We start from the raw sequence: 24,714 nt of genomic DNA on the forward strand, positions 1-24,714 counted from the left end.
CTTTACACTATCATAGGAAAAGGGGACATGAAATTGAAAAAGAGATTCGCTTTACTAGCCGTACCATTATTGCTGTCGTCGATGTTAGCTGGTTGCGGTGGAGGTAACAACAATAACAATGCTACTGCTACGGATTCCGCTACAAATACTCCTTCGGAAACGAAACCTGCGGCCACGACCTCAGCAGAACCAGTAACCCTGCGAATCGCATGGTGGGGTGGAGATACAAGACATTCTTATACACAACAAGTTATTGATATGTATGAAGCCAAATATCCGAATGTAACCATTGAGCCTGAATATGCATCCTTTGATGATTACTGGAAAAAGCTTGCTCCGCAAGCTGCTGCAAATAGACTTCCTGATATCGTTCAAATGGATATTTCTTATATTAATCAATATGGATCTAACGGACAGCTCGAAGATTTGAAACCTTATTTGAACTCTCAGATTCAAGTCGGCGATGTGAATGAGAACGTGCTGAGTACTGGAGTGATCGGTGAGAAGCAATACGGAATTCCGTTAGGGGTTAACGTACTTGGTTTTCAATATGATCCAGAATTGCTGAAAAAGGCAGGTGTTGATTCTATCCCAGAGAACTGGACTTGGGATCAATACAAGGAAATCGCCGCGAAAGCTAAATCGGCTGGACTGTTTATGGACGGTTCCATGGCAGCAGACGTGTTCTTCAACTATTATCTGCGTACAAAAGGGCTGGCACTCTATAACAATGATGGTTCCGCACTTGGTTATGAGGACGATGCGTTGTTCACTGACTTTTTCGGAATGTTGTCTGGTCTGATTAAAGATGGAGCGGTCCCATCACAAGACAAACTGAGCCAAAATAAAGGGGTTATTGAAGAGTCGGATATTGTTAAAGGGACAGGTATCGGTGTATGGCAATGGTCGAACCAATACGTTGCTTTGCAAATCGCTGTAAATCGTCCTATGGAGCTGGCACAAATGCCTGGTCCAGATATGGATAAAGGGCTTTACATGCAGCCAAGTATGTACTGGTCAATTACTTCTAACTCTAAAGTGAAGGAAGAAGCAGCGAAGTTCGTTGATTTCTGGATTAATGATGTGGAAGCTAACAACCTGATCAAAGGCGAACGCGGAGTACCGATTTCAAGCAAAATCAAAGAATCTGTAGCTACTCAATTAACTGATTCCGGTAAGCAAGTATTTAAGTTTGTTGCTGACATGGAGCCTACTACTTCACCTATGAGTCCACCGGTAGGTTCCCCAGAGGTTGTAGCCCTGCTTACAGACCTCGCTGAACAAATGAACTTCGGAAAAATCGACCCAGCAGCAGCAGCGGCACAGTTCCGAAAAGAAGCGAACTCTATTCTCTCCAGCCGTTAATCGTAGGGTAACAGATAACTATACTGCGTCTCACATGGGAAACGGCATGCCATTTCGCTAGGCGGCATCCCGTTTCCCATATTATTCACATAAAAAGGAGTTGGAGACCCTTGGCATTAACGAATCCCCTACCTTCGAATCCATTGGCTGTTAAGAAAAAGAACCTCACCGGCCGGCGGTTACGAAGTAACCTTACAGGATATGCCTTCATCAGTCCGTTCGTCATTGGCTTCCTTTGCTTCACACTGATCCCGATGATCATTTCACTGTATCTTTCTTTTACCAAATATAATTTATTCGCTCCACCTAAGTGGATTGGATTTGATAATTACATCAAAATGTTCTCAAATGACCCGAAATATTTGCATTCACTAAAGGTAACGCTGCTTTACGTATTTATCGGTGTGCCTTTACGTCTAACCTTCGCATTATTTGTGGCCATGATTCTAAATACGAAATCACGTATGGTAGGAGCCTATCGGACAACTTATTATTTACCTTCTATTATAGGGGGTAGTGTGGCGGTCTCCATCATGTGGCGTAATATTTTTAGTGATACTGGAATTATTAACGGCATGCTTGGCTTTTTTGGAATTGGACCGGTAAGTTGGTTTGGCAATCCGAACGCTGCACTTATCATGTTGATAACTCTATCTGTGTGGCAGTTTGGCTCATCCATGTTGATCTTTCTGGCAGGTCTCAAAAACATTCCTGGTGAAATGTATGAAGCAGCTAGTGTGGATGGAGCCGGATTCTTCAGAAAATTCTTCAAGATTACTATGCCACTCTTAAGTTCAGTGATTCTGTTTAATCTAGTTATGCAGACGATCAGCGCATTTATGACCTTTGTTCCAGCTTATATTATCTCTAAAGGTGAAGGCGGACCTATGGACGGCACTATGTTGTATTCTCTCTATTTATTCCGTCAGGCTTTTATGTTTAATAATATGGGTTATGCTTCGGCTATGGCTTGGGTAATGTTGTTGCTTGTCGGCATCATGACCGGAATCTTGTTCAAGACATCCAAATCGTGGGTCTTCTACGAGTCGGAAGGAGGAAAATAATCCATGGCGAAAATTAAACTGAAATGGCCGCTTTATCACATCCTTATAGGTGGCCTCGCTATCGTTATGCTGTATCCGATTCTGTGGATGATCATGAGTTCTTTTAAAGAGAGCCGGCTTGTATTTGTTACAGCTCAGCACCTTATACCTGATCCATGGGAATGGGGGAACTATGCTAAAGGCTGGGAAGGTGTTGCAGGTTACTCCTTTGGTGTCTTCATCAAGAACTCTTTTGTAATTGTCATTGTCGCAACACTGGGCGCAGTCATTTCATCTTCACTGGTTGCCTTTGGTTTTGCCCGCAATAAATTTGTAGGCCATGGCTTATGGTTCGGAATCATGATGATGACCCTGATGCTTCCTTCCGATGTGGTGCTCGTCCCTCAATACATTATCTATGCCAAATTGGAATGGCTCGACAGTATCAAACCGATCGTTGTTCCACAGTTCTTCGGTGTCCCGTTTTTCATTTTCCTAATGCTGCAGTTTATTCGGACCATTCCTGTAGAACTTGATGAAGCGGCTACCATCGATGGTTGTGGGAAATTTGGACTTTATTTCAGAATCATACTACCGCTTATCCGTCCTTCTATGGCTACTGCGGCGATCTTCTCCTTCTATTGGCGGTGGGAAGATTTGCTTGGACCGGTATTGTACTTGAACTCACCTTCTAAATATACAGTTTCGATGGGGCTGAAAATGTTCCTGGACAGTGAGTCCGTATCCAACTGGGGTCCAATGTTCGCCATGTCTGTTCTAAGTTTGGCACCAGTCATGATTATCTTCTTTATCTTCCAAAAGCAGATTGTAGAAGGAATCAGCACCAGTGGTTTGAAAGGTTGATTTCAGCAAACGAATATAATGTTTTAAATCTCTAATTAAGAAAGGTGCGGCTGAATTTGGATAGCTATCGTTTTGATTTTGGGATTAAGGAAGCTGAGCCTGGCTACACCAAAATTCGGCCGGACACATCTTATTCTAAGGAAATAGGGTATGGTTTCACTTCTGATTCCACCGTCTTTGGTCGTTTCAGAGGGGGAACAGATATACTGCGAAGCGATTGCTGCATCCCACAGAAAGCAGTTTTTCTTCTGGATCTCCCGAATGGGATCTACCGTGTTACGCTGCTGTTGGGTGATGCTCTGGCAGATACCAGCACATTTATCAAAGCTGGAAAGGGCAAGTTCGTATTGGACACGCTAAATGTGCCTGCGGGCCAATACTTACGCGAATCCTTTGCAATTAGGATTAAGGATGGGCAGCTAAAGATATCGTTCTCGGGTGCGGCACCGCGTATCAATGCCTTGGACATTCAGGTGGACAATGAAGCGCTAGTCTTGTTCCTGGCGGGAGATTCCACGGTGACCGATCAAGGGGAAGAAGGCTACCCCTATGCGGGGTGGGGCCAACTGCTTCCACGCTGCTTCAAAGCCGGAATAGCTGTAGATAACCGAGCACTTTCTGGACGCAGTTCGAAGAGTTTTATTGAGGAAGGGCATTTGGAGGACATTGCCGCAGATATCAGACCCAGAGATTATCTGTTCATCCAGTTTGGACATAATGATTCCAAAACTGATGATTTAAGACATACCGAGCCCTTTACTACATATAAAGAGCATTTGCTCCGGTTGATTTTAGTCGCCAGGGAAGCGGGAGCCTACCCGGTTCTTGTGACCTCTGTACATCGGCGAAGATTTGATAGTGAAGAAGCAATTGTAGACACACATGGAGATTATTTAATCGCCATGCGGGAACTCGCAGTTACCGAGCAGGTTCCACTGATCGATTTAGCCGAGAAGAGCCGAAATCTCTTTGAGGCTTATGGCTCAGAGGGCTCAAAAGATTTATTCATGTGGAGCTATCCAGGAGAATTTATTGCACATCCAGGTGGCGTGCAGGATAATACCCATTTTCAGATTTTAGGGGCTCGTCTTGTAGCTGAGCTTATAGTGGAAGGGATCCAGGAAGCCGGATTAAACGATCTGATCATTCATCTTCGTCAGGGAGAATAATAATCCTAAAGGAAAAGTAAATATCTGTCGGTTCAACTTCTGTATGCAAGGTTAAGGTTAAGGAAAGAACTTAACTGGAAGACTTGCATGATAAGAAGGAGGATATCACGATATGGCAGATAAAAAGCTTGTAGGTAAGGTTGCAGTTGTAACCGGAGGCGGCTCAGGAATTGGCCGGGCAACCGTGCTTGAGTTCGCACGTAACGGAGCCAAAGTTGTATTATTGGACAGAACTGTGGAGAACGCTGAAAAGGTTAAACAGCAAGTGGAGAAAGAGGGCGGAGAAGCCCTAGTTATCGAATGTGATGTTGCTGAACCGCCACAAGTGGAAGCAGCGATAAACAAGGCGGCCGCGAAATGGGGTCGTCTTGATGTTGTTTTTGCCAACGCAGGGATTAATGGGGCAATGACGCCTATTGAAACGATGGATATTGAAGCTTGGGATCAGACCATTCATATTAACCTGCGTGGAACCTTCGCGACTGTTAAATATGCGATACCGCATCTAAAAGAAAGTGGAGGCAGCATCCTGATCAACAGCTCCATTAACGGAAATCGTGTATTTTCTAATGTTGGTTTTTCTGCTTACAGTACGACAAAGGCAGGACAGGTTGCTTTTATGAAAATGGCGGCACTGGAACTGGCTCAATTTCAAATTCGCGTAAATGCGATCTGTCCTGGGGCCATAAAGACCAATATAGATGACAACACTTTTCCATCAGAGGATCTGAAAGAAGTGAAAATCCCTGTAGAATTTCCTGAGGGAGATCAACCGCTGGAAGAAGGTCCGGGGCGACCTGATCAAGTAGCGAAGCTGGCGCTGTTTCTGGCGTCTGAAGATTCAGATCATATTACGGGGACGGAAATTTATTGTGACGGTGCAGAGTCGCTTCTGCACGGTTAGTTTTTCAACATAATCTTGGCCTCTCATAACGGATTCCATCCTCATCGCTATGCCGGACCACACGGGTCGAAAGAGCATATGCGCTGAGGATGGTTATGCCGTTTTTTGTTGTAAAATAAAGCTAATCATTATCTCCAATTTCCGTTATAATGGAGTATCTCTGGAGAAAGGAGATTGCGATATGGATTTTCAATTGGAATCATTAATGAAGTTACTAGTGGCCATGCTGTTCGGGCTGTTCATCGGGATTGACCGACAGATCAAGCAGAAACCGCTGGGGATACGGACCAGTATGGTCATAAGCATTGCGAGCTGTCTTGTCACAGTGGTGTCTATCCATGCCTTTGATAAGTTCGCAGGGCCAGAGCATCCAAACATGGACCCAATGCGGCTTGCGGCTCAGATTGTCAGCGGGATTGGTTTTTTGGGTGCGGGTGTTATTCTGCGTAGAGGCGGAGATGCCATTTCGGGCCTTACTTCGGCAGCACTCATCTGGACAGCTTCTGGAATTGGTATAGCTGTGGGTGCGGGATTCTATATTGAAGCAGCATATGCGGTCATTTTGCTGATGTTTGCTGTAAATTTAGTTCCTCATTTGATCCGCTCTCTAGGTCCAGAAGTACTGAATAAACATGAAGTTTCAGTGAGGATCATTATGGAAGCTAATTTTGTGCTTACAGAAGTGATCCAAAAAATCGAGCGGCCTCAGGTCAGCTCGCAGCGTAGTACTAGAGGTCCATCCCGAGCGATTCGAAGAATGAAAATTAAAGATTTGGAAGATGGCAGACAAATGATCGATATGGTGATCTCAGCCCCGGATCGGGATTACGCAACAGAAATTTATTACGATGTGAAGAAAATTGAACATGTAATGAGCGTAGAAGTGGAGCAATTGTAAAAAGGGCATGTCACCTCATGACTAGATGTGGTAATCTATCAAGTGGAGACAATTATCAGACACTGGAAGGGAGAACAATATATTATGTCAATCACAGCGTATGAAGGACAATATGAAGGAGAAGCAGCTATCTGGTTGAAAGCCGGTCGTTATGAGGCAGCTATTCTGCCGGGCATTGGCGGCAACCTGATCTGTTTCCGTGATACCGAAAACGGATATCGCTTCCTGCATGAGCCTGGAGCTGAAGAAATGGAAGCTTTTAAGGCAAGTCCGGGGATTCACGGAATTCCTGTATTATTTCCTCCAAATCGTTATGAGGATGGTAAATTTCCATGGAATGGTCAAACTTATCAATTCCCAGTAAATGAAGTTGCAACGGGCAACCATTTACACGGATTTTTACATACTGCAGCTTGGGAAGTCGAAGAATTTGGCAGCGGTAAGACTGAAAGCTTCGTAACCGTATTCATCAAGGTGGATGAGAATCATCCTTCTTATCAATATTTGCCACATAAGTACACGATCAAATTGCGGTATACCCTCGGCGAAGGAGGATTATCTCAACAGGTGCTGGTACACAATGATGGAGAAGATGTGATGCCTTGCTTGCTGGCATTCCACACTGCCATTAACGCACCCTTCGCACCAGGAAGCAGTGCACAAGATTATCGCGTAAAAGCTACTATTGGCGAGCGCTGGGAGCTCAACGACCGCATGCTGCCAACAGGCAAGTTCCAGGCGTTGGAGCCAGGAGAAGTTCAGCTTCGTGAAGAAGGTGTGAATCCATATTTTGCATCTATGGACAATCACTACACGGCTGCACCTCAGAACGGACGCAACCGGATGGAGCTTACCGATAGCAAAGCTGGAGTAACCTTGGTGTACGATGTAGGGACTTCGTACAAACAATGGATGATCTGGAATAACGGTGCTACAGAGCAGTTCTTCTGCCCTGAGCCACAAATTAACTTGGTGAATGCACCAATGGTAGATCTTCCTGCTGATGAAATCGGCTTGTTCAGCCTGAAACCAGGCGAATATTGGGAAGAAAGCAGCCGCCTGTACGTAAAATAGAGTTCATGTGAATATGAATAGGTTATAAAGAAGGGGCTGTCTCAAACGTAGTTTTTCTACGATTAGACAGCCCCTTAAATTTATCTCTTACTAATAATCTCTTCATTAATCTGTTCAATGATGTCTTGGATACTCTTCGAACCAAGATCACCTTCACCACGTTTTCTTACAGAGACAGTGTCGGAATTTTTTTCGTTCTCTCCAAGTACGAGCATGTAAGGTGCTTTTTCAAGCTGAGCTTCACGAATTTTGTAGCCTAACTTCTCATTTCGGATATCTACTTCGACACGAATGCCAGCCTTCTCCATGTGATGCTTCACTTGCAGTGCATAGTCAACATAGTTCTCAGAGACTGGCAACAACTTCGCATGAACAGGTGCGAGCCACAGTGGGAAAGCTCCAGCGAAATGTTCAGTAATAATCCCCATAAAACGATCGATCGACCCATAAACAGCGCGATGGATTACGACCGGGCGATGTTTAAGATTATCTTCCCCGATGTAAGTAAGATCGAATTTCTCTGGCATTTGCCAATCTAGTTGGATTGTTCCACATTGCCAGCTTCGTTTTAGCGCATCTAAGATATGAAAATCAATCTTAGGTCCATAGAACGCGCCATCCCCTTCATTCACACGATATTCGATCCCGAGATTGTCTAATACATTTTGTAAAGATTGTTCAGCCTGATCCCATAATTCTTCAGATCCCATATAATCTGCTGGCCGAGTAGATAATTCAATCTTATACTCAAAGCCGAACACTTGATAAATATGGTCAATCAGTGAGATTACCCGTCTTATTTCATCCTCAATTTGCTCTGGTAAAACGAAGAGGTGAGCATCATCCTGACAGAAAGTGCGGACTCTCATCATCCCGTTCAATGCTCCGGAATATTCATGGCGATGCACTTGACCAAATTCCGAGATACGGATAGGCAGTTCCCGGTAGGAATGCAGATTATTTTTGAAAATTAGCATATGCCCAGGGCAGTTCATCGGCTTAAGGGCAAATTTTGTTTCATCTACATCTGTGAAATACATATTGTCCTTGTAGTGATCCCAGTGCCCTGACTGCTCCCAAAGCCGATTGTTCATCATCAGCGGTGTACGAACTTCATCGTAATCTCTCTGTCTTTGTAATTCCCGGGCAAAGTTCTCAAGCTCTGTACGGATTGTCATTCCCTTGGGAAGATAAAAAGGCATGCCTGGCGCTTCTTCAGAGAACATGAACAACTCAAGTTCTTTGCCGAGCTTACGGTGGTCACGTTTTTTAGCTTCTTCAAGAAACAGTAAATGTTCTTCTAGCTGCGCTTTTTTAGGAAAGGCAGTTCCATAAATACGTTGCAGCATTTTGTTATTGGAATCTCCACGCCAGTAGGCACCCGCTACATTCAACAGCTTAAAGGCTTTGACCAAGCCAGTAGAGGGAAGATGTGGCCCACGGCAAAGATCGGAAAATTCACCTTGATCATAAATAGTTAATACTGTGTCTGCCGGCAGATCATGAATAAGCTCCAGCTTTAAAGGCTCATTCAGCTCTTCAAAAAGTTTAATGGCCTCTGTGCGGCTCACCACACGGCGGACAATCTGGTGATTCTCTTGGATGATTTTCGCCATTTCTTGTTCGATTGCAGCAAGATCATCAGTGGATAGAGGTTTCTCAATATCAATGTCATAGTAGAAGCCGTCTTCGATAACAGGACCTATACCTAGCTGGACAGCTTTATCTCCATATATACGTTTTATGGCCTGCGCCATGATATGTGCAGTACTGTGTCTATAAACCTCAAGACCGTCTTTGCTATCCAACGTAACAATATCGAGCCGGCAATCATGTTCGATCGCTTGGTTTAGATCAACAGATTTTCCATCAATTTTTCCAGCTACAGCATTTTTTTTCAGACTGGTACTTATGGCACCTGCTGCTTCTTTAATCGTTGTTCCTTGCAGTACCTCTCTAATTGTTCCATCTTGCAGTGTTACCTTGATCTTCATGATTTTAGCCTCCGTTTCTCAAATATTGTTAGTTGTGAACGCAAAAAAACGCATCTCTCCCAGAAAGGGACGAGTGCGTTCAGCTCGTGGTTCCACCCTAATTCGACCTGTCATATAGACAGGACCTCATTGGTATCCGATATCGGGGATAAATCGGTGCCGCATACTACCGAAAAAACAAAGTTCTACGGATTCAGCGCCACGGCTACAAAGGGGTAACTTCACAACCGGTAACTGGAGAAGCTTGCAGCCTGGACTTCTCTCTCTGGACAGTTCGTGTAGGAAATCATGTCTTTGATCATTGCCATATTCTGTTGCTAGTTAATATTACTCAATAGTATTCGATAAAGTCAAGGGGGGAGGTGCACAGAAAACGGATGATCGTTACTCCGCGGTCTTCATTTGCTTATCGGTAAAGGAAATGAGGAAGGACTTGGCGAATTTATATTTCAACATGTTTAAGGGGGATTGTAATGCAGATTATTGCCATGCTGACGATGCTAATTGACCATATTGGCTATATCTTTTTCCCGGAGAATCTTGCTTGGAGATATGTAGGGAGAATAGCTTTTCCAATTTATTGTTATGGGCTTGTGCAGGGACATATCCATACTTCATCCAGACCTAAATATTTATTTCGGTTGCTCTTGATTGCGATTATTGCCCAGATTCCCTATAATCTAGCGCTAAATTCTGGTGGCTGGAACGTGGTGTTTACGTTATTGCTGTCAGCAATCGTACTGGTTATTTTGGACAAGCTGCCTTCATTATGGCTTGGTATACCTGTGGTAATTGCAGCTATAGTGTTAATGGATTATTACCCTATAGATTATAATGCGTACGGTTTGCTCTTAGTATTGATTTTTCGTTACACGAAATCGTACTGGCTTGTTGGAGCCCATCTGGCACTGAATCTATTCTATATGTTTTATAATTATTGGGTTGTACAGATGCTCAGTATTTTACCTACCTTGCTGATTGCTTTTACGCCTTTAATTTGGAATCGCTTGGAGCGGCACCGGGTTCCGCGCTGGATGTGGTGGTCATTTTATCCTGCACATTTACTGATGCTGGCGATAGTTAAGGCTGTGATTTACAAGGATTGGGCTCAGATCGAATGGCGAAGTTTGTTGAATATCTAAACATTTTACAATAAAAGGAACTTTGATTTACAAAACTTACCTTAGCTGAGATAATGGATTGATTTCACAAAATAAGATGAAGGAGACATGCTATGAGTAGAGTTAAAGCGAAATTGAAGTGGTTTTTGCCTTTTGTCGCACTGATGCTAGTTCTTGCCGGCTGTCAGTCGGTAGGGGGGGTCGATGTTAATAAGGCGTTGATTGGGGATGTTGATGTTAAATCATCAGAATCCAGTATGACTTTTTCCATGAATGCTGAGCCCATAGAGGGAATTAGCGCGGAAGATAAGGAAATGGTTGATCTTATTAATTCTTTTTCCTTGAATATTAGTAAAGCTAAGTTACAAGATAATGGGAGTTTATCGGCCCAAGGAACTGTTGGTTATAAACAATTGAATATTCCATTCACCTTGTTTATGGACAAACAAACACTTGCTTTTACAGTTGAAGGAGCAAAACAACCGTTCTACTTCCCTGTACAAGGATACGATGAAATCTTAGGTGAAGTAGGCTTGGATACGGCAAAAGCTGAAGATGTCAGTAAGCTGTTGACGAAATTCGTTGTTAAGAATCTTCCTAATCCTGGCGTAATCAACATTACACCGGTTAGTGATGCTGTGTATGGTGAGCAGTTGAACATGACGAAGCTGCATGCAGAAGTGACTGGTGATGAGCTTCCTGCATTGTTAAAAGGCTTCCTGAAGTCTGTTTCCAAAGACACAGAAGGTTTTACTGAATTGGTGGGTGGTCTTTATGACTATCTGTACCCTGTGATCAAAGCTATGGATGAAGACGGTTCTGGCGATATTTTCAATCTGGGTTTCGGAGATATTCCACTGGATGATAAAGAAGCTGTCGTAACTGTATTGCATGATGCTGCCAAATTGGCTGTTGATGCATTGCTGCTAGTATATGACAATCAAGTGGACAGTCTTTACAAATCAACTCCTGAGATTAAGACCGTGTTGAGTAAGGATACGAAGTTATCTGTTGATATTTTCGTTGATAGTGCTCTGCATGTACGTAAACAGAATGTTGATCTGAAAGTGGCGCTTCCGGGTACCGAGGATTTCCCATTGAAGAGCCTCTCGCTTAAAGCTTCCAGTCAGATTTGGAACATTGGCGGTGCTGTAACTGCTGATCCAATCAGTACTGAAGGTGCACTTGATATTTCATCCGGACTTACACCTGGAGAGACTTTGAGAAACTTTGCCCCAGATTCTGATGTATATCGTATATTGAAGGATGATCTGGGCATTACGAAGAGAACCATTGTTATCGAACCTGATGACGAATATTATTACCCGATTGTAGACAAGAACACTACTTATATCCCACTGCGTTATTTGGCAGAAGATTTAGATGCTACTGTAGAATGGGATACGGCAAATCGTGCAATTAACGTTACTGATGGTGTGTACGGAGATAAACTGGTATTCAAAATCGGTTCTTCCGAAGCCTTGATTAACGGCACGACTGTAAAGCTTGCCCAACCTGTATTTGTTGACGAGTATGGCGATGCATATGTATCCTTGCGTCTGCTTGCTGAAGCGCTTCATGCTACTGTGTCGGTAGATGAAGATGGTTGGATTACTATTGTACGGAAATAGTTGTATCTTAACGATCAATTAACACAATAAACCCAGCTTCCATCTGATGCATAAATGCGGGTGGAGGCTGGGTTTTTTATATGAAATGCATAATCCAGTTATTGCTTCGTTAATACCACCTCTAAGGATATATTACTAAGCTCTTTATCCTCTGTCATACTTTGGATGTATCCACCTAAGAAACCTTCTTGTAGGCCTTCCCAAAGCTTGTAGCCTGGCATCGCTTTAATATCTTCTGAGGAGCTGCTGGCTGTCCCCGCGAAGTATCTTACATTAAGCTTGACCATTACCTCTGCCATCGATGTCTTTTCAGACTGCGTAAAGGAGCTCTCTTTTAAACCATCCATAGCTTTGTTGTAAGAGTTTGTAGCAAAAATATCCTCAGCATAGGTCTTGAAGTTTAAAAGATTCTGATCTGTAACGCCATTAGCTTTAGCCCATCCCTCTACATTTAAGGGCGTTGCTTCATAATTGACGGTTCTGCTCAGGGGATCGAAGGTCATCGCTCCATATTGATGTGGATAGACAGCCATTGCACTTGTTGCGATATCATAAATTGGTGTTTCTTCCGAAGAAGTTACCGGGTCTACCCGGATGTCCTGCATATGGATATGGCCAGACAAGACTAAGTTAAGTTCATTTTCACGAAGTAACTTTATTGTTTCCTGACTGTTATTCAGTTTAAAGCCTGAAACAGACATAGAAGTGTGGCTTAGTAGGTTGTGGTGCATAACCGTGAGAACAGAAGCGTGCTCCTTGGCAGCCAGTTTAACAGAATTATCTATCCATGATAGGGTAGAGGCGGTTAGGCGACCGTCCGTTTGGGGGAAACCGTATTTCTGATTGTTAAGATATTGGCTGCTGTCAATCATAAGGAGCCATAAATTTGGCGCTGCCTTAACGATGTAACTTAGTGATTCTTTATCACGTGATACAGCCTCTTTGTAACCGAAATCCTCATACATCGTGGTAAAGTCTTTGTCTGTAATGGAATCCGTAACAAGCTGCTTATCCCCGCTGAAGGATCTGGCCCAAGGATTAAATAAATCGTGGTTGCCTGGAATGACATAAACGGAGGTTCCTTGCGCTTCGATTCGCTTTAATTTTTGGGTTAGCTCCTGATGGCTGCTGCGTTCTCCGTTATTTGTTAAATCTCCACTGAGGATGAGAAAATCAGGCTTCTGCTGCTCAGCGTCATAAACCAAGGTTTCAAGGATTTCATCACTGTAAGGCAGCATTTTTCCATCACCGTCAGTTACATATTTTTGAAAAGCTGTACCCCCATCCTGTAGCTTCTTATTTAAGAAGTGAGTATCCGTTGCCACCCAGAAAGTGAGGGGGTGAAGATCGTTCGGATCTAGTGCTGTCGAGGTTAAATTAGACGAATTTGTGTCTTTACAGCTAGTTAGAGCCAAGCTCAGGGAAAGGAGCAGCAACAATGAGATTAAGGCTGATTTTCTATGCCGAACAAGGGCTTTCTCGCTTGGGAATTTCATGATTATAACCTTCCTTCTATACATTTGCTGCACTATTGTAGCGCATTTTAGCTCGTGGTGTATATCGGAAAAGGAAGAGGGCAGTTTCTAGCCCGCATGAAGTGATTAATGATTAATAGATCAGGTGCATAATTAAGCCCATAAATGCGACAATAAGAGTTGGCAACGAATATATCCGACAAAATAAGTTGTGAATAACTATTGTGTTTTCAGAAAAAAGGTGCTAAGATATACAAAAGTAAGTTACTAAAATTAATGGAGGTAGTTATTTTATGTCTAGCAATTTCTTTGAAGCAGTAAAAGGAAGACGTTCCATATATGCCCTCAGTAAAGAATCTACGATTTCGGATGCACAAATTGTAGAAATCGTTGAACAAGCGGTGCTACATAGCCCAACTTCATTCAACTCTCAAAGCTCAAGAGCCGTTGTTCTTCTTGGTGAACAACACGATAAGCTATGGGATATCACTACAGAAACATTGCGTAAAATCGTTCCTGCCGAACAATTTGAAGGAACAGCACAAAAATTAGCGTCTTTCAAAGCCGGTTACGGTTCCGTACTATTCTTCGAAGATCAAACGGTAGTGAAGAGCCTGCAAGAGAACTTCGCTCTATATGCGGAGAACTTCCCAATTTGGGCTAACCAATCCTCGGGTATTCTGCAATTTGTAGTATGGACAGCACTTTCTGAAGCAGGTGTAGGTGCATCCTTGCAGCACTATAATCCACTGATTGATGATGAAGTAAAAGAAGCATGGGGCATCCCGCAAGAATGGAAATTGATTGCTCAATTGCCATTTGGTAAGGCAGTAACTCCTGCTGGTGAGAAACAATTCCAACCGGTTGAAGATCGTGTTAAAGTCTTTAAATAAGTGAAATAAACGTTTGAAACCTCCTTAACCAGGCTAAGTATGTATATAGACTGGTTAAGGAGGTTTTTTGTATGCCATGGAACAAAGAGGATTATCCAGAATCATTAAAGAACTTCACAGCACCTGTTCGCCATAAGGCAATCGATATTGCGAATGCGCTTCTCGAAGATGGTTATGAGGAGGGGCGGGCGATTTCAATTGCCACAGCGCAGGCGAAAGAGTGGGGGGAGAACCACGATAAACAAATCCGTAAAAAAGGCCATTAAGGCTTAATCAAAGGCCTGAGCATAGAAACAAAAAAAGCAGGACAGCGTTTATTAACGCTTGTCCTGCTTTTTGACGGGTACAATTATTTAGTGGATTCATTTCCTGCTGCTGCGCTTGCAGTTGGCTCAGCTGTTGCAGCTGCATCTTCTTTAGCGTCAGTAAGTGTGTTCGTAATTTTTGCTTTTTCAGTTGTTTCTGACAACCAAGTGGAGGACAGAGTGGAAACCTTTTGCGAAACTAGAGTTTTACGAATTTCATCTTTCTTTTCTTCAAGTGTATAGTCTTTAGCATCTTTATGGTCGGTTACTTTAATGATGTGATAACCATAATCGGATTTCACAGCATCACTGGTTTCACCAACTTTTAGTTTAAAGGCTACATCAGAGAATTCAGCTACCATATCACCACGTTTGAAGAAATCCAGATCTCCGCCATTATCCTTGGAACCCGTATCAGAGGATTTTTCTTTGGCAAGAGTAGCAAAATCTGCGCCTTCTTTCAGTTGTTTCAGAATTGCATCTGCTTCTTCTTTAGTCTCAACGAGAATGTGGGAAGCGCGAACTTGTTCTTCTTCACTGAAAGTAGCTTTATTTGTGTCATAGTATTCTTTGATTTCATCATCCGTTACAGTGACTTGTGGCTCAAGGATTTTACGCAGCTTTACTTGCAGCGGCATTTGCTTTTTCAAGTCGTCTACAGTCATTGAGCTTTGGGACAAAGCAGCATTAAAGGCAGCTTCTCCGCCGAATTGTGCTTTAAGATCTTCAAGTTCAGTGTTGATGTCTTCATCTGTAACAGTTACGTTGGCTTTTTTAGCCTCTTGATCAACAAGCTCAGTTGTAATCATAGATTGCAGCGTGCTTTCTCCGCCTGCTTCGATCAATTTATCATAAAGTTGTTCTTTTGTGATTTTTGTTCCGTTTACTGTTGCAACAGCTTTTTTGCTGTCGTCTTTTTGGACGACCAGAACAATAATTAGTGCTGCAGCTAATACGATAGAGGCAATCATCCAAGCTTTATTGCTTCTAGGAGCAGTCGGAGGTGTAGGTGGCGTAGTATTGTTCGCACCGACCTTGTTCATTACTGGAATACTGTCTGCTTTTGTTGTATTCACAGGTTCCTCAGCAGCAACTTGCGCTACTTCAACCTCTTCATTGATAATCTCGGAAGTGTTCAATTCTTCTTCCGTGGTACCGTTGTTTTCTAAGTTCTCATTTCCATTCAGATCTTTTTTGTCCATTATTAGTAATGACTCCCTTCAATATAGGTGTTGCTTGTCTATTTACAACTTTAACAGAAATCCTAATCCTAAACCTTAAGAAAGTATAAAAAAAGGCAGGATCTTTTTAAGTTTCTATTAATAAAAAGCAAAAAGCCGGAAATGGCATCAGTAACATGCCCTTCCGGCTAATGGGAATAAGATGTCTACTTCAGTCCTTTCAGAAGATGACGAATGCTTTCTTGTTTTCGTCTTGGGACACGTACGTTTTTAGCATACAGGCCCATTTCACCGAAATAAATGCAGTCATCTGCGATAGAGCTGATCTTGTTCAGGTTGACATAACAGCCACCGTACACATGATAATAACTTGAATTGGACAACAATCGATTTAATTGCTCGGCAGTCATTCTCTTTTTTATGTTATAGTTTCTGCCGTGAAAAATGACCAAATCATGGTCCCCGACCTTAAAGAACAGAATGTCTGTCTCCACCTCGAAGTCCTCGTACACATTTCTGGCTTCCAGCAGGATGCTACTCATTCATGTTCCCCCTTTATACGGAATAAAAGACTAATGTTAGCGCTTTCATTATATCACAACAGTTAATCGTTGGAAAGACCCATTTTTGAATTGTTTCGTACATTTCTAACTTTATCGTTTGTAATTAACGTTTAAAAATTGTAGATTATATAGATGATCACATCTAATGAGTGTGAAGTAGCAATACTTTTGAGGAGGAATATAGAGATGAATGAGCAGAATAAGTTATTGCTGTTTACAGGTTCTTATGCAAGTGCCGCGGAAAGCGGAGTGCAGGTGTTTGAATTCGATGGAGCTGCAGGTGGTACGCTAAAGCTGCTGGATTCGGTGCAGGGCTTAACTAATCCTACCTTTGTTAATGTAGATGCCGCTGAAAAACGTCTATATGCTATAGGAGAAAAACCGAATGGTGAGGGTGGAAAAGAAGGCGAGGTTGTTACCTTTGCCATTGATCCAAAGGACGGGAAATTGAGTGAACTGAAACGCATTCCCTCCATGCCTGCTTCTGGCAACCGTCAAACAACCACCTGCCATATCAATAGAGATTTGAATGATGAATACGTTGTTGTATGTAGTTATCATGGTGGAAGCGTTGGTTTGATCAAATTAAATGAAGAGAAAGCTGCGGATCAATTAGTTGATGTGGCCGTACATTCAGGTCATGGCCAGCATCCTGAACGGCAGGACCGCCCTCATCCCCACTCCGCTATTTTCAGTCCGGACGGGCAGTATGTGTTTGTATCTGATCTTGGGCTTGATTTAATTCGGGCCTATAGAATCAATAGAGAAACCAACAAACTGGAAGTGCATGGTGATACGGTGCTGCATCCAGGAGCGGGACCACGCCACTTCACATTTCATCCAGACGGAAAGTCTGCTTATGTAATTAACGAGGTGGATTCCACCATTACATCGTTTACATATGACAGTGCCGCAGGCACTCTACACACTGTAGATACAGTGCCGACGCTGCCTGATGATTTTAACGAAGAGAATACTTGCGCTGAAATCGCCATTACCAAGGACGGAAAATATCTGTACGCTTCAAACCGTGGGGCTGACAATATCGCTGTGTATGCTGTGGATAATGCATCTGCTAAGCTTACACATCTGGAATATGTATCTACTCGTGGGGGACATCCACGTCACTTCGCATTGACACCAGATGGAGCTTATCTTATCGTGGCAAATCGTGATGCGAATAACCTGGTTGTATTTTCAATTGAAGCGGCTAGTGGCCGACTCGAATTTACTGGAAATACAGCTGAAGTATCCAAACCGGTATGTGTGAAGCCCGTAATTGTTCCTGCATAAAGTTACTCCATTTGAAGAGTGAATTAGTGATCTTGGGAAATGCTAAAGGGAACACCGGATATTAAGTCCGGTGTTCCCTTTTTTTGAAAATAAAAGCCTGTGATTATCTGGTTGATAAGGTGTAATGAGGGAGAAGACTATTTGAGCGAAACGGGCTTAAGAGGTACAATAGTGGATACTGCAGATTTGAATAGAACATTTTGCCTGCCATCACCTTGACCTTGCAAAGTGATTGTGAAAGCATCGTACGAGGTAACGAGCCCTTGCATTTTCACACCATTCGTCGTAAAAATCGTCACAGGCACCTTTGTGGAAATGAACTGGTTCAACAATCGTTCTTGCAATTTTAAACTCTCCACTTTGGCAGCACTCCATCTTCTGTGAATTTTTTTCTCTCAATAATTATAACATGGGTTAGTCCCTCACTGGAAATGAGATCAACAGTCACCTGAATAGACATGGAGGTATTTATGCTTTATTATCAGAACTGGTCTAGAGCTTTTCGCTTTTTTTTAGGGTTTGCTGCTTGTTTCGCCGTTATAGCTGTCCTTGTAAGTGTGAATAAGGTATCAACCTTTGATAACTATATTATTGATGGGGTGCAATCAGCGGAATCACCGGGGTTGACCTCATTCGCCAAAGGTTTATCTCTGATTGGTTCCTCAAAGATCGCTATAGGCATATCTATCGTTACCATGGCACTGCTCTATTTTTTGCTGAAACACCGATTTGAATTAATCTTGTTCCTGTGGGTTGGATTAGGCTCACAGCTCTTGAATACAATAATGAAGTTAAGTTTTCATAGAGAACGTCCGAATTTACATCGCATTGTTGAAGAGATTGGTTATAGTTTTCCGAGCGGGCACTCCATGGCAGCATTCTCTTTGTACGGCGTTATTGCCTTTTTACTGTGGCGTCATCTGCGGCGGAGGCATGAACGGGTCTTATTAATAATGTTCGCCGTATTCATGACCGTGGGGATTGGCTGGAGTCGTATCTATCTGGGTGTTCATTACCCGAGTGACGTAATTGGGGGGTATATGGCTAGTGGCGCTTGGCTGATGCTGTCAATTTGTTTATTTCAAATCTACAAGAGCTCGCGTAAGAATTAGGATAGATACAAAAACGGATATCTTTCATCACGCATGAAGATATCCGTCTTTATGTGTAAGAGATTGGTTAAGGGGTCGTCACATGTTGTTCAGATGTTTTGCGATCCTGGAATTGCCCCATTTTGCTTATTCTTTGCTTCAGCATCGCAGGAAGACCTGCTTTAAGCTTCTGGGCTTCGTCTTTTGTCAGACGTCCTTCGGTGATGGCTTGATCCAGCCGTTGATTTGCCGATTCGCAGAGCTTCTGTATATATTGATCTTCCGTCCAGCCTTTTTTCTCAAGAGCAAGCTGCGGGAGCGTTTTGCCTGCTTTCAGGCTATTGATTAGCTCTGTACGATCCATTTCCAGCAGTTTAGCCGTTTCAAAAATAATGAAATGTCCACCAGCCCTAACCTTTCCGTCTTTTCCTGGATGGTGACCGTGACCTTTCTCTGAAGGATGGGCACCAGGTGCGGTGGCTGTGGAGGTTACTTTCTCAGCAGAAGCACTTCCGATTGGCGCAAGAGCTGGAGACAGGCTGAGAAAAATAACGGTTGTGAAAGCCATTAATTTTTTGATATTGTTATTCATTCACTCACCTCGTATGTTATGTGATAGGCACTACTCGAATTAGTATTCCCTGAAAGCTGAAAGAAACATGAGTGAGAGCTTAAATGTTCTTAAAATTCATCCTCTCCAGGCTGGGGTAATTAGAAGTACGAGGGTTCGCTGATGTTCATATGGTAGCGTGGGCTAATTTTTAGGAGGGATAGGTTTGGCTTTAGGAGCTCGCATATTTAAAACAGGTTTGGCCGTTACGCTAGCCCTGTATTTAGCTGTAATGCTTCAATTTCCTTCTGCCGTGGGTGCAGGGATTGCAGCGATTTTCGCTATGCAGCCCTCTATTTATCGCTCTTGGCGTTATTTTCTTGACCAGCTCACGACTAGTACAATGGGGGCCGTTCTGGCTTTACTCGGAGGGATGCTGTTATCCAACAGTCCAATAGCAGTCGGTTTGGTCTGTATTCTAGTCATTATGATCAGTATGAAAATCAACCGGGCGGATACGATAAGTCTTACGTTAGTTACTGTAATAACAGTGATGGAGGCTTCGGGTGAATGGCAATTCGCACTTAATCGTTTTTTATTAACTTTAACAGGTATTGTTTCTGCATTTCTAATCAATATTATTGTCGTTCCACCAAAACCTCGTAAGCAATACATTAAGCAAATTGAGAATGTTTTTTCAAGCCTCTCTTTATTACTAAGAACAGCGGTTTCTCATGAGATGAAGGAAAGTGTATTTCGTGATGAAAAAAACGCCTTGCATTCATCCATAAAATCGTTGGCGGATAAGTATGCATTGTTTGAGGAGGAGCAGAAGCAGTTAAAACGGGCCAAGTATAGCCAGACTAGACAAATGGTTGTGTATAAGAACCTGTTAGCTTCTTTGCAAAAAGGTTACGATGTTCTCGAGGCCGTAGATCGGCATTATTTCCAGGCGGATCGGACCGAACATACAGATGCTCTATTTGATAATCATTTGGAACATTTAATCAAATATCATCAGCACATCTTACTTAAGTTTGAAGACAAATTAAAGCCCAATGCCAATGAATCCGAACCCTTGGGAGAAGACAATGATGAATTCCTGAATACCGCCATTTTGGGGTATAATGCAGAGAAAATAGGTCAGTTGCGTTTATACGTTGTGGCTGCTGCGATTTATGATTACGGATATCAATTGGAGCGCTTAGATAAAGTGGCCGATCAGATGAATCGTATAGCGGAGGATAAAGAATCTGTGCATGAAGCCTAAACATAACCCTGTGAAGAGCAACATATAAGCTTTGTAACAGCAAAAAATCCGGTTCCACAGGGACCGGATCATCTATTTAAGAGTATACTTGAAATCTCAAACTGAAATTGCTAAAATGATAAGATATCGAATAAGTATGCATTTAAAAACATAAATATGCAAATTTATCATATCATGATTCAAATGGAATGTCAACCTTCCAAAAGGGGATGAAATGTAGTGGATAACAATGAAAGTCAGTGGAAAGAGGAACAGGAACGGGTTGACGGAGTAACCAAGCTTTTGTCCGCCCATATTCGCAATTTATCAGAGGAGCTTGGACTTCATCGCAGTGATGTAGTGGATATGCGGAAAGACTTCTGGGAAGAGGTAACCGTAAACTTCAGTAGCCCGGATGATTTGGGAGAAACCTCAACAAGTCTTCGCCAACAGTCCCAAATCCTAAATGAACGGGAACGTCATCATTTGCAATCAAGCAAGGCGCTGAAAAAATATAAAAAGCTGGTTGTCTCTCCTTACTTTGGCCGAATTGATTTCACAGAGGAACCAACGGGCGGGCTGGAAAAGATTTATCTAGGGATTGGATCCTTGATGGAGGATGATGGCACCTTTTTGATCTATGACTGGCGTGCGCCGATCTCCAGCCTGTATTATGACGGAGCACCAGGTCCTGCTGCTTATGAGACGTCTGGAGGATTAGTCTCCGGAACAATGAATCTTAAACGCCAGTTTGTTATTGCTGACGGTGTAATTGAAGTTATGTTTGACACTGGGGTTACGATCGGGGATGAGCTGCTGCAGCAGGTGCTAAGTCATAGCGCTGACGATCGAATGAAAAGTATTGTTGCTACCATTCAAAAAGAGCAAAATGCGATAATCCGCAACGACAAAAGCCGGATGCTAGTTGTGCAAGGAGCAGCGGGAAGCGGAAAAACTTCTGCTGCATTGCAGCGGGTAGCTTATCTTCTATATAAATACCGCGAAGTATTATCAGCAGATCAAATGCTGCTGTTCTCACCGAATCCGCTGTTTAACAGCTATGTATCTACAGTGCTCCCGGAGCTAGGCGAAGAAAATATGCAGCAAACCACGTTTCAAATGTATTTGGAACATCGTCTTGGACATGAATTCCTGCTGGAAGATGTCTTTAGTCAGACTGAAAGTTTACTTAATGCTCCTGAGGGTCCAGACGTGGCTATACGCAGAGAAGGCATTGCCTATAAATCTTCCGTACCTTTCCTCGATGCGATTCGGCGGTATGCTACGTTGTTGGAACAAGAGGGTATGCTTTTTAAACCTTTAATGTTTCAAGGGAAAGCCGTGGTCAGTAAAGAAGAAATGGAACGCCAGTTCTACGCGTACGATCCTGCCATAAAGCTTGCAAATCGTGTGGACTTGATGATCCGCTGGCTGCTTAAGAAGATCGCAGATTTTACCCATGAGGAAAGAAATGCGAAGTGGGTCGAAGATCAGATCGAGCTGCTGGATTCCAGCGATTATCACCGTGCATATCAAATGTTGCGTCGGAAGAAGAAAGCTTCGCAGGATAGCTTTGACGATTTTGATACGGAAAAAGAAGTGTTATCTCGTTATGTAGTCAGCCAGCGGCTCAAACCACTGCGTGGTTGGACTAAACGGGGGCGATTTGTGGACGTTAAGGGCTTGTACAGCACGTTATTTACAGATCGCGAGCTTATGGCGCGCCTCAATGGAGATTATCCTTTACCAGTGGTGTGGGATGATATCTGTGAGCAGACATTGGAATCCATTGGAGTGAACGAGCTTGCTTATGAGGATGCTACGCCATTCCTTTATCTGAAGGAGTTAAGCCAAGGCTTCCGGACCAACACACTGATCCGCCATGTGATTGTAGATGAGGTACAAGACTACTCTCCATTCCAATTAGAGTTCATGCGCCGTTTATTTCCAAGAGCAAAAATGACCGTATTAGGCGACCTGAACCAAGCCATTTATGCGCAAGGTGAGGTACTGGGGGATTTGTCTAGTCTCGTAAGTATATATGGTGAAGAGAACACAGAAGTGATCTCCTTAACCCAAAGCTACCGTTCAACCTATGAGATCGTGGAGTTTACGCGGTCAATGATCCCTGGAGGAGAACGAATCGTACCTTTTAATCGGCGGGGAGAAGAGCCCCAGCTAAGTGTGGTATCCAGCGAGAAGGAGCTTCTGAATGCTGTGGAACAGGATATCCGCAAGCTGCATTCTGAGGGATATCATTATGTGGCGGTCATCTGCAAAACAGCGGAGGAAAGCGCAAGGGTTCATGCTGAACTGAATCGTAGCCTGCCGGTGAGACTTGTTACAAAGGAAACACCGAATTTTCAGAAGGGGACACTGGTTCTGCCTGCTTATTTAGCCAAAGGCGTGGAGTTTGATGCGGTCGTCATCTATGATGGCTCGGCTGAACAATATGGCAGAGAAAGTGAACGCAAATTGTTTTATACGGCTTGCACTCGGGCTATGCACTTGCTGCATATTTTTAGTCTGGGTGAACCTAGTCACTTTATTCCGTCCGCTAATGTGGCAACTTTAAGCGCCGGGTCGCTATAACCCTAGATTTCTTCATTTTAAGATCGTCCTTTTCGCAGCAGCGGAGGGACGGTCTTTTTGTTTTCATGAATAAAGATGGGCGAACAAACCACAATAAAGAATGTTGTACACAATGACAAAGGTGGTCAGTTCATGAAGGAAAGAAAATGGGATTTGCTTGCCTTAGCATCAATCCCACTAATAATGACCCTCGGTAACTCCATGCTGCTGCCTATTCTGCCGCAGATCTCCAAAGAACTCGGCATTAGCGCTTTTCAAGTCAGTATGCTGATCACCGTGTATGGATTGATGGCAATTGTAATGATCCCTATTGCAGGTTATCTATCAGACCGTTTTGGGCGAAAAAAGGTTATTCTTCCGAGTCTAATCATTGCCGCAATTGGTGGTGCTGTCTGCGTGGTGGCTGCTTGGTTTATGAAGGGGGTTAGCGCTTATTGGGTGATCTTAGCGGGGCGTCTGTTGCAAGGAATTGGTGCAGCGGGTGCTTTTCCAATTGTAATCCCCTTTGTAGGCGATTTGTTTAAGGAAGAAGAGGATGTGAGCAAAAGTCTGGGAATTATTGAGACCTCCAATACGTTTGGTAAAGTACTCAGTCCAATTCTTGGTGCCTATCTTGGGATATGGCTCTGGTTTGCTCCTTTTATTGCAATTCCCATTCTATGTCTAATTTCATTTTTGTTAGTCTTATTTCTGGTCCGAAAGCCCGAAGCAAAGGATGAACCTGAGAAACAGGAACTTCGGGCGTTTTTATCTGGAATTGTGAGCGTTTTACGTAAAAAGGGACGTTGGTTGTATGCTATTTTTGCCATAGGCGGCATCTGTATGTTTGTGACCTTTGGTGTCCAGTTCTATTTATCAGAAATGCTGGAAACTAAATATAAAATGCATGGGGCGACGAAGGGGTTTGTGCTGGCGATACCGCTTGCCCTCTTATGTCTGTCCTCCTATGGAACAGGAAAGATCATTGGTCAGAATAAAACGCTAATGAAATGGCTCGGGTTTGGGGGCATGGTGTTACTGACTGCGGCGATGATTTGTGCAGGATTCAACAAAGGCATTTATCTTTTAGTAGGGTTTATGGGTTTAGGCTGTGTTGGCATCGGAATTGTACTTCCCTGTATGGATGCTTTAATCACGGAGGGGATTGAGAAGGAGAACAGCGGCACGATAACCGCTCTTTATAGTAGTATGAGATTTATAGGGGTAGCGTTGGGGCCACCGGTGGTATCGTTGCTGCTAAGCAGTGGGCATTGGGTCTTGTTTGCGTTGATGGCTACAGTAGGGGCAATTGGTGGATTGCTAACCTTATTTGCAGTAACTCCGAGTAAGGGGGAAAAGGGGGAGCCAGGCGTTAAAGATACAGAGAAGATAATTCGTCCGATCTGGCCGAAACGTGTTCGCCAAACCTCTGCAATGTCTCTGGATGGAAAAAAGAGCTATCCCTAAGCTACGTTGCCGC

Annotated in this window: 22 protein-coding genes; 16 read left to right on the forward strand and 6 right to left on the reverse strand. The window is 43.3% G+C overall.

The genetic code is table 11. The annotated features are described in order from the left end of the window. Positions 1-27: 27 nt before the first annotated feature. The 7 genes from MHH60_RS09250 (at position 28) to MHH60_RS09280 (ending at position 7,317) form a co-directional block, all read left to right on the forward strand. On the forward strand, positions 28-1,365 hold the full coding sequence (locus MHH60_RS09250) for an ABC transporter substrate-binding protein (protein WP_076135470.1): 1,338 nt from the start codon (positions 28-30) through the stop codon (positions 1,363-1,365). Positions 1,366-1,508: 143 nt separating this feature from the next. Then, positions 1,509-2,429 (forward strand): carbohydrate ABC transporter permease, encoded by a 921-nt coding sequence (locus tag MHH60_RS09255; protein WP_076105030.1) that lies wholly within the window; start codon positions 1,509-1,511, stop codon positions 2,427-2,429. 3 nt (positions 2,430-2,432) lie between these two features. After that, positions 2,433-3,272: a carbohydrate ABC transporter permease gene (locus MHH60_RS09260; RefSeq protein ID WP_076105000.1), complete on the forward strand. Its 840-nt coding sequence runs from the start codon at positions 2,433-2,435 to the stop codon at positions 3,270-3,272. Positions 3,273-3,328: 56 nt separating this feature from the next. Beyond that, positions 3,329-4,441, forward strand: coding sequence for a rhamnogalacturonan acetylesterase (locus MHH60_RS09265; protein WP_076135472.1), 1,113 nt, complete (start codon positions 3,329-3,331; stop codon positions 4,439-4,441). A gap of 112 nt (positions 4,442-4,553) precedes the next feature. Beyond that, positions 4,554-5,345 carry an SDR family oxidoreductase gene (locus MHH60_RS09270; protein ID WP_076135474.1) on the forward strand — a complete coding sequence of 264 codons (792 nt, stop codon included), beginning with the start codon at positions 4,554-4,556 and terminating at the stop codon, positions 5,343-5,345. A 181-nt stretch (positions 5,346-5,526) separates the two neighbouring features. Beyond that, positions 5,527-6,243, forward strand: coding sequence for an MgtC/SapB family protein (locus MHH60_RS09275; RefSeq protein WP_036686231.1), 717 nt, complete (start codon positions 5,527-5,529; stop codon positions 6,241-6,243). A gap of 84 nt (positions 6,244-6,327) precedes the next feature. Continuing rightward, positions 6,328-7,317 carry an aldose 1-epimerase gene (locus tag MHH60_RS09280; RefSeq protein WP_076135476.1) on the forward strand — a complete coding sequence of 330 codons (990 nt, stop codon included), beginning with the start codon at positions 6,328-6,330 and terminating at the stop codon, positions 7,315-7,317. 80 nt (positions 7,318-7,397) lie between these two features. On the opposite strand, the gene thrS is transcribed toward MHH60_RS09280, so the two are convergent. Further along, on the reverse strand, positions 7,398-9,311 hold the full coding sequence (thrS, locus tag MHH60_RS09285; RefSeq protein ID WP_076135478.1) for a threonine--tRNA ligase: 1,914 nt from the start codon (positions 9,309-9,311) through the stop codon (positions 7,398-7,400). Between the two features lie 473 nt (positions 9,312-9,784). Between thrS and MHH60_RS09290 the strand changes: the two genes are divergently transcribed. Together MHH60_RS09290 and MHH60_RS09295 are read left to right on the forward strand one after the other, a co-directional pair. Next, positions 9,785-10,453 carry a TraX family protein gene (locus MHH60_RS09290; RefSeq protein WP_076135480.1) on the forward strand — a complete coding sequence of 223 codons (669 nt, stop codon included), beginning with the start codon at positions 9,785-9,787 and terminating at the stop codon, positions 10,451-10,453. Positions 10,454-10,545: 92 nt separating this feature from the next. After that, complete coding sequence (locus MHH60_RS09295) at positions 10,546-12,063, forward strand: copper amine oxidase N-terminal domain-containing protein (protein WP_076135481.1); 1,518 nt, start codon at positions 10,546-10,548, stop codon at positions 12,061-12,063. A 98-nt stretch (positions 12,064-12,161) separates the two neighbouring features. Here MHH60_RS09295 and MHH60_RS09300 read toward each other — a convergent pair whose 3' ends face one another. Next, positions 12,162-13,559, reverse strand: coding sequence for a metallophosphoesterase (locus MHH60_RS09300; RefSeq protein ID WP_076135482.1), 1,398 nt, complete (start codon positions 13,557-13,559; stop codon positions 12,162-12,164). Between the two features lie 272 nt (positions 13,560-13,831). Between MHH60_RS09300 and MHH60_RS09305 the strand changes: the two genes are divergently transcribed. Together MHH60_RS09305 and MHH60_RS09310 are read left to right on the forward strand one after the other, a co-directional pair. Further along, positions 13,832-14,431, forward strand: a complete 600-nt coding sequence (locus tag MHH60_RS09305) for a nitroreductase family protein (RefSeq protein WP_076135484.1) — start codon at positions 13,832-13,834, stop codon at positions 14,429-14,431. 71 nt (positions 14,432-14,502) lie between these two features. Then, entirely contained in the window at positions 14,503-14,697 is a 195-nt protein-coding gene (locus MHH60_RS09310) for a hypothetical protein (RefSeq protein ID WP_076135486.1), read from the forward strand. Between the two features lie 83 nt (positions 14,698-14,780). Here the strand turns inward: MHH60_RS09310 and MHH60_RS09315 are convergent, their stop codons facing one another. Together MHH60_RS09315 and MHH60_RS09320 are read right to left on the reverse strand one after the other, a co-directional pair. Next, positions 14,781-15,938 carry a peptidylprolyl isomerase gene (locus MHH60_RS09315; protein WP_076135488.1) on the reverse strand — a complete coding sequence of 386 codons (1,158 nt, stop codon included), beginning with the start codon at positions 15,936-15,938 and terminating at the stop codon, positions 14,781-14,783. Between the two features lie 185 nt (positions 15,939-16,123). After that, the gene (locus tag MHH60_RS09320) at positions 16,124-16,459 is read right to left on the reverse strand and encodes a LytTR family transcriptional regulator DNA-binding domain-containing protein (RefSeq protein WP_036686243.1); all 336 of its coding nucleotides are present in this window, start codon (positions 16,457-16,459) and stop codon (positions 16,124-16,126) included. 207 nt (positions 16,460-16,666) lie between these two features. Between MHH60_RS09320 and MHH60_RS09325 the strand changes: the two genes are divergently transcribed. Further along, positions 16,667-17,773 (forward strand): lactonase family protein, encoded by a 1,107-nt coding sequence (locus tag MHH60_RS09325; RefSeq protein WP_076135490.1) that lies wholly within the window; start codon positions 16,667-16,669, stop codon positions 17,771-17,773. Between the two features lie 137 nt (positions 17,774-17,910). On the opposite strand, the gene hfq is transcribed toward MHH60_RS09325, so the two are convergent. Continuing rightward, positions 17,911-18,132, reverse strand: coding sequence for an RNA chaperone Hfq (gene hfq / locus MHH60_RS09330; RefSeq protein WP_036686247.1), 222 nt, complete (start codon positions 18,130-18,132; stop codon positions 17,911-17,913). Between the two features lie 99 nt (positions 18,133-18,231). Here hfq and MHH60_RS09335 point away from each other — a divergent pair, with 99 nt between their 5' ends. Beyond that, positions 18,232-18,885, forward strand: coding sequence for a phosphatase PAP2 family protein (locus MHH60_RS09335; RefSeq protein ID WP_239498773.1), 654 nt, complete (start codon positions 18,232-18,234; stop codon positions 18,883-18,885). A gap of 67 nt (positions 18,886-18,952) precedes the next feature. Here MHH60_RS09335 and MHH60_RS09340 read toward each other — a convergent pair whose 3' ends face one another. Then, positions 18,953-19,456: a hypothetical protein gene (locus MHH60_RS09340; protein ID WP_076135494.1), complete on the reverse strand. Its 504-nt coding sequence runs from the start codon at positions 19,454-19,456 to the stop codon at positions 18,953-18,955. A gap of 184 nt (positions 19,457-19,640) precedes the next feature. On the opposite strand from MHH60_RS09340, the gene MHH60_RS09345 reads away from it, so the two are divergent. From MHH60_RS09345 to MHH60_RS09355, 3 genes are all read left to right on the forward strand, one after another. Then, on the forward strand, positions 19,641-20,684 hold the full coding sequence (locus tag MHH60_RS09345; RefSeq protein WP_076125912.1) for an FUSC family protein: 1,044 nt from the start codon (positions 19,641-19,643) through the stop codon (positions 20,682-20,684). A gap of 219 nt (positions 20,685-20,903) precedes the next feature. Beyond that, on the forward strand, positions 20,904-23,255 hold the full coding sequence (helD, locus tag MHH60_RS09350) for an RNA polymerase recycling motor HelD (protein WP_076135496.1): 2,352 nt from the start codon (positions 20,904-20,906) through the stop codon (positions 23,253-23,255). A gap of 132 nt (positions 23,256-23,387) precedes the next feature. Beyond that, positions 23,388-24,701: an MFS transporter gene (locus MHH60_RS09355; protein WP_081389001.1), complete on the forward strand. Its 1,314-nt coding sequence runs from the start codon at positions 23,388-23,390 to the stop codon at positions 24,699-24,701. The last annotated feature ends 13 nt before the right edge of the window (positions 24,702-24,714 follow it).

This window comes from Paenibacillus sp. FSL H7-0716 (assembly GCF_038002705.1).
GTDB lineage: Bacteria > Bacillota > Bacilli > Paenibacillales > Paenibacillaceae > Paenibacillus_AQ > Paenibacillus_AQ odorifer.